The organism is Methylocucumis oryzae, assembly GCF_000963695.1.
GTDB lineage: Bacteria > Pseudomonadota > Gammaproteobacteria > Methylococcales > Methylomonadaceae > Methylovulum > Methylovulum oryzae.
In genome coordinates this window covers 1-5,946 of record NZ_LAJX01000268.1, presented here as the reverse complement: position 1 = coordinate 5,946, position 5,946 = coordinate 1, and the positions used below count along the sequence as shown (strand labels likewise).

The window sequence follows — 5,946 nt, the reverse complement described above, 5'->3', positions numbered from 1 at the left end:
TGGGCGATTATTGCCACCCGCTTTCGTTGCTCCCATTCAATTTACACTTCCATCATGCATACAGTCTGTGGTCTAGTCAATGAACAGACCCGACGATGGCAAATGGCTCGTTTGGCTAATTGTGCATAAGCTCTAATGTTGCAGCCACGGCTACTATCGCCGTCGGCAAAATACCCCGCCCCAAGTATAGCTATCCAGATATATTTTGTCCCTTTCTCTATCAGTATTAGCAAACAGCCTAATCCTTGAAAGAGCGACAGAACTTTTCTGGACAACTATAACAGCAGAGTCGTCAGCTAAAGGCATAAGGGTTAGTCCATTCAGTCCATTCACCTAATGTATGTCCTGGAACAAGATTTGTTGCGGCTAGTCTTTTGAATGATAAGTTGAATAGAGCAAATTCATGACGGTAAAAACTCGCCTAGAATAAAATGGAATTAGAGACTATATTTACTCTGACCCTGGTTTAATCAATCCAATGTTGGCGCATCACCAAAGCAACTAGCTAAATTTCAGATGCAAACAGATTAAGAGCGCTAGGATAGGTCGATCTGGATTTTTTGCTTTAAAGTTCAAAGGACGTCCAAATTGCATTTTTTTGCCATTCCTCGATCCACTTAATTAATTTGTCAGGGGGTAACGGTCGTGAGATACCATAGCCCTGCGCAAAGATGCAGCCAAGTTCTACAAGCATCCGAGCATGTTCTATAGTTTCCACGCCCTCTGCGATAACGGGACGATTGAATGCGCGAGCTAATCGAATGACACTTTCAACAATTTCAAAGTCGTTGTCATCTTTGGTCATGTCTCTAACAAAGCTCTGATCAATTTTTATATTCTGAATAGCAATTTTCGAAAATAGGCCAGTGAAGAGTAGCCTGTACCAAAATCGTCCAGTGAAAAACCGACACCAAAACTTTTGGCATTGATTCATCACAGCAATCGCATGATCCAAATTCGCTAAAGCAGCTGTTTCAAGAATTTCTAGCTCCAGACAAGATGGCGCTATCTTAGAATGTTGGATTAAAAGATTTTGGAGTCTTACGCTGAAATTGTTTTGTAATAGATGGTCAGCGCCGATATTGACGCTAACTGAAATATTAATCTTTTTTTTGTTGCCAAATCTCTAGCTGGTTAAGCGCTGTTTCAATAACCCATTCTCCCACAACCATTTCCAATTCACTGCCATATAAATAGTAAAGGAATTCGCCAGGTAACACCAAGCCACGCTCAGGGTGCTGCCAACGTATCAAAGCTTCGACTCCGAAAACCTCTCCAGTTTTTAGATTAACTTTAGGTTGATAGTACAAAACCAACTCCTGATTTTTCAAGGCTAGTTCTAAGCGTTTAATTTGTTCTATGTGAGCTTGCATTTTCCTGTCCTGATCAGGATCGTAAAAATGATAACGATTTTTTCCCTTTTGCTTGGCTCGATACATGGCCTGATCCGCGTGACGTATCAGTGTATCGGCATCACTGTCGTCAGTTGGAAATAGGGAAACACCGATACTTGCCGATACTTGTAGCACCGTATCGTTAATTAAAACCGGTTGATAGACCTCGTCGAGGATTCGCTCAAGAATATGATAAATTTCTTCCTGTTCAATCAAATCTGAAAGCAATAGAATAAATTCGTCCCCGCCCAGTCGAGCCAATGTATCTTCAGCACGCAAAGTATTTTTGAGGCGTTCCGCTATTGCTATTAATAAATGATCTCCAACTGCGTGGCCGTGCTGGTCGTTAATGGGTTTGAAAAAAGTCCAAATCTAGGTAGCATACTGCGAGCGTAGTGCCCGCTCGGCGGGAGTGGGCTAGCGACTGGCCAAGTCGATAGGTTAGAAGCCGTCGATTAGGCACTCCAGTCAGTGGGTCAAAATGTGCGATTTTGTCGAGTTCCTCCTGATGGGCTTTCATCTGGCTAATATCCGAGAAGACGCCAATGTAATGCGACAATTGCCCGCTATTGTCGCGTACCACAGAGATACTGAGCATTTCTGCATACAGTTCGCCATTTTTGCGTTCGATTCCAGATCTCGCCACGCCAAAAAATCTCTTTGTGTTAAAGAATCGTACATCTCAGCATAAAAATCAGAGCTGTGTTTTCCCGATGTTAGTAAACTCGGAGTTTTACCAATAACCTCTTCTCGCAGGTATCCCGTGATACGCGTGAAGGAAGGATTGACGTCGATAATGACTGTTTTAGCGTCACAGACTAAGACTCCTTCGTGGGTATTGGCAAATACACTGGCTGCTAAGCGTAATTCAGCTTCCGCGCGTTTTCGTTCGCTAATATCCTGCGAATAGGCCAAACGAGCCTGAGGCTGACCATCGCGGGATTTAGTGACGGTAATATCCAGTAGTACTGGAAAACGACTACCATCTTTCCGGAGATGTTCAGATTCAAAGATACTGTGACCAGTTATGTCCATCTGTTGAATAATTGTTTTCACCTCATCTGCACGATCAGGCGGGAATAGTGACAATACTGGCCTCCCTACCAGCTCTTCTTGGGTAAACCCTCGCTGCTTTGCAAAGGCAGGATTCACCGATATTATCTGATTGGTTTTAGGGTTGCCGATTGCCAGCGCAAATTCAGCTTGTTCAAAAGCATTGCCCCACATTTTTAAGGTGGCTTCAGTTGCTTTTCGTTCGGTAATATCTTCTACCGTTGCTGCTCGAAAGATAATGTCTCCCTGGTTATCTTTGTAAACCGTGACATCAATGAGTACAGGGAATTCGGAGCCGTTTTTACGCAAGTGTATTGATTCAAAAATATGATGACCTTTGGCATTCGCTAGTCGAACTTGTTCTGGAATACTGTCTCTGACCGAAGGTGCATACGTTTCAAGCAACGGTATGCCTAGAACTTCATTGATTTCAAAACCATGCATACGGGCATAGGCATCGTTTACATGTGTAATAATTTCGTTATGAGGATCGACCACCACCATGCCCCAACCGGCATTCTGGAATACCGAGACATACTTTTTGACTTCCTCCTCCGCTCGTCGGCGCTGCGTAATGTCTAACACCAGGCCGTGGTAATAATCTACGGCACCATCTTGACCAAATACAGGCCGACCGCGCGACATCAACCAACGCGGGGAATCTTCCGGCGATAAGTTGACCTGCCATTCAATTTCAAACTCTCAGATTGGGAGTATGCCATCATCACAGCGTTTTTTGCTTTGTCTCGATCATTGGGAGCAATCGCATCGAGCCAAGATTGGAAACTTGGGATTATCGATGTATCTGAAATCCCATATAGCGACCACAGATTATCTGACCACATGTTTTCATTGGTCGCAGGAATCCATCGCCATGTTCCCGCATGAGACGCATCGAGAGCTAGGCGTAATAATTCTTCGCTTTGTCGAAGTGCGATTTCAGCAGTCTTACGTGAGGTAATATTACTGACAGTGGCTAGTGCAAATTGCTCGCCTTCCATTTCCATCAAATTCAGGCTGATTTCCAGAAAAAACTCTTTACCAGACCGATGGCGTCCTATGAGGTCGCGCATATGCATCATTTTTTCAGGTTCAGGACTTGCAACAAAGGCTTCTCGCATTTTGACGTGTGATGTACGGTATCGCTCAGGCACTAGAATCTCAATTGGCTGTCCGATTAACTCTTGCATCTGGTAGCCGAACATGTCAGCAAAAGCTGGGTTTACCATGACAATTAATCCTTGACTTTGAACTACAACCAGTCCTTCTAGGCAGGAGTCCCATACTTTGCTAAAACGTTTCTCTAGCGCCTCTTTTTCATGTTCAGCCGTTAGCAGCTCTGAAATATCTGAAAAGGCTAATACTGCCCCCGCTACTTGATTCATAGCGTTGATGTAGGGGTCTATCTGCATCAAATAGTGAAAATCCTTGTGATGCACGCGTTCCATGATGGATATGCGTTGGCTTACCACTTGCTCAATTCGATCCAGTAGTTTTGGTAATCTCAGGTGGCATGGCACTCTATCAATAGAGCGGCCTACGTCGCTGGAAACCAAGCCAAAAATGCGGGTTGCCAGCTCATTGAAGCGCGATATTCGCGCGTCCTTATCAACCACGACTAAACTAGTGCGAATGGAATTTTGAATATTGCTTAATATTTCGTTAAGTTCGATAGCTTCTTGCGACTTGGCTCGTAATTCGTCATTTAAGGTAGTAAGTTCCTCATTGGATGATTGCAGTTCCTCGTTAGACGCTTGTAATTCCTCGCTGGATGATTGCAATTCTTCGGTTAGGGACTGCAATTCCTCGTTTGCTGTTTCCATGGCTTCGATAACGGACTGCAAGTGCTCTCGTGAATCCGCCAGCTCTTGGCGCAAGTTATTGATTTCTTGTTCTGCATACGGGAATACGTTTTGGACAGACGACATTTCATGCTGACTTGAGAGTGTAGATTCTTCAAAGCAAATCAATAACGAAAACTCTGTGTTTTCATCAATCGGGCTGACACGCTTCAGAATGGGTTTGATAGCAATGTCGAGACCTTCGTAAGCCACAATTACTGTTACCCCTTCTAAGGTGGCTAGGTTTTCTTGTACCAAACGGTAACAAAGTGCCTTCAGTTCGTTGCGAAGACTTGGTACGCACAATGCGAAAACGGTGAATTCAACATTATCGTTTTGTAAGCTGAAATATCGACGCGCCCTCCCAAAAAAATGAATTGGTTCAAAGTTTGCGTTTACTAGAACGGCCGGCGGCGCAAATTCCTTAGCCAGTAAGGCAATGGACGCATCAACGAGGGTTTGCTTTTGCGGGGTAATTCCCGATTTGGGAAAGAGCGGTTGGTGAAGTAATAAACTGGATCTAAAACCGCTTTGCCGAACCGGATAAGTGGCGGTTGTATTGAGACGACGAAAAAGTTTGCAATCGCTATCGATAGCATCAAACAATGGACGACCCAAGCCAACTGACTCGGATCGTCCTAGCAGTAAAAGCCCATCTGGATTTAAACTGTAATGAAAAGTATGGATTAAATCTACTTGCTGGCTAGGCTTAAAGTAAATCAATAAATTCCTGCAGCTGATTAAGTCCATCTTGATGAATGGTGGATGTAACATCACGTCATGTGATGAAAAAACTACTAAATCGCGAATCTTTTTAGTGATACGCCATTCACCTAGATGAGGCACAAACCAATTTGCCCTGCGTTCTTCGGACATCGCTTCCAAACACTTGGCGTCATAAATTCCATTACGCGCTTTATCCAGAGCCCGGTGATCAATGTCGGTCGCAAAAATCCTAATATCGATTTCAGATAGGCGATCGTCGAGCAATTCTGCTAGCATGATGGCTATAGAATAAGGTTCTTCCCCTGTTGCGCAGCCAGGCACCCAAACCCTTAGTGCACCTAATTTCAATTTGCTCAAATGCTGTGCCAAGGTATTTTGCAGTACAACAAACACATCACTATCTCTGAAAAAAGCAGATACTGAGATTAAAAACGCTTGATGTAAGATCCGTAATTCATCTGAATTTTTTTTGATGTAATCAATATATTCCTTTAATGAATTTATGCCGAGATTACGGTAACGACGAATAATTTGTCTGCGTAAGGTGTTTTCTTTGTACTGGGTTGTATTCAGACCAGTAGCGCTTGCGACTAGCTTTATCAGACTCGAAAACGCTTCTTCCGTTATATCAAATTTTGGTATTAAGTCTCTCTCGATGAATTCATGGTTGTTCAGCCAGGTGATAATATCTTTTATACCGCCGACATGATCTGCTATATCTTGATTGATAATAGTTTCAGGCATAGACGGATGTATGGCCTCTTCTGGATTCTGCACAATAACAACTCCGCCTGATGCATTAATGTCCTTGGCGCCAAGAACACCATCATGGCCAGAGCCAGACAGAACAACAGCGGTGGCTTTATGTCCATATTGATGAGCAATTGATGAAAAARAAAGTCTATCTATTGATGGTGCAATCAGTGCAGAGG

General features: G+C 43.6%; 5 protein-coding genes. All 5 read right to left on the bottom strand.

The genetic code is table 11. The features are described 5' to 3' along the window. Positions 1-565 precede the first annotated feature (565 nt). Complete coding sequence (locus VZ94_RS31200; RefSeq protein WP_275575335.1) at positions 566-1,099, bottom strand: EAL domain-containing protein; 534 nt, start codon at positions 1,097-1,099, stop codon at positions 566-568. 1 nt (position 1,100) lies between these two features. Further along, positions 1,101-1,745, bottom strand: a complete 645-nt coding sequence (locus VZ94_RS31195; protein ID WP_275575334.1) for a diguanylate cyclase domain-containing protein — start codon at positions 1,743-1,745, stop codon at positions 1,101-1,103. Next, entirely contained in the window at positions 1,741-1,914 is a 174-nt protein-coding gene (locus tag VZ94_RS32910; protein WP_157844984.1) for a diguanylate cyclase domain-containing protein, read from the bottom strand. The genes VZ94_RS31195 and VZ94_RS32910 overlap by 5 nt, the downstream gene beginning before the upstream one ends. Beyond that, positions 1,911-3,092 carry a PAS domain-containing protein gene (locus VZ94_RS23775; protein ID WP_052700766.1) on the bottom strand — a complete coding sequence of 394 codons (1,182 nt, stop codon included), beginning with the start codon at positions 3,090-3,092 and terminating at the stop codon, positions 1,911-1,913. The genes VZ94_RS32910 and VZ94_RS23775 overlap by 4 nt, the downstream gene beginning before the upstream one ends. Beyond that, positions 3,092-5,946 (bottom strand): CheR family methyltransferase (locus VZ94_RS19730; RefSeq protein ID WP_045780537.1); only part of this gene is annotated, 2,855 nt, incomplete at its 5' end. The genes VZ94_RS23775 and VZ94_RS19730, both read right to left, overlap by 1 nt.

What these genes read in the sequence shown, in the direction of transcription:
- VZ94_RS32910 (WP_157844984.1), bottom strand. Translation starts at nt 1,914, where the DNA reads ATGAAAGCCCATCAGGAGGAACTCGACAAAATCGCACATTTTGACCCA.
- VZ94_RS23775 (WP_052700766.1), bottom strand. Translation starts at nt 3,092, where the DNA reads ATGTCGCGCGGTCGGCCTGTATTTGGTCAAGATGGTGCCGTAGATTAT.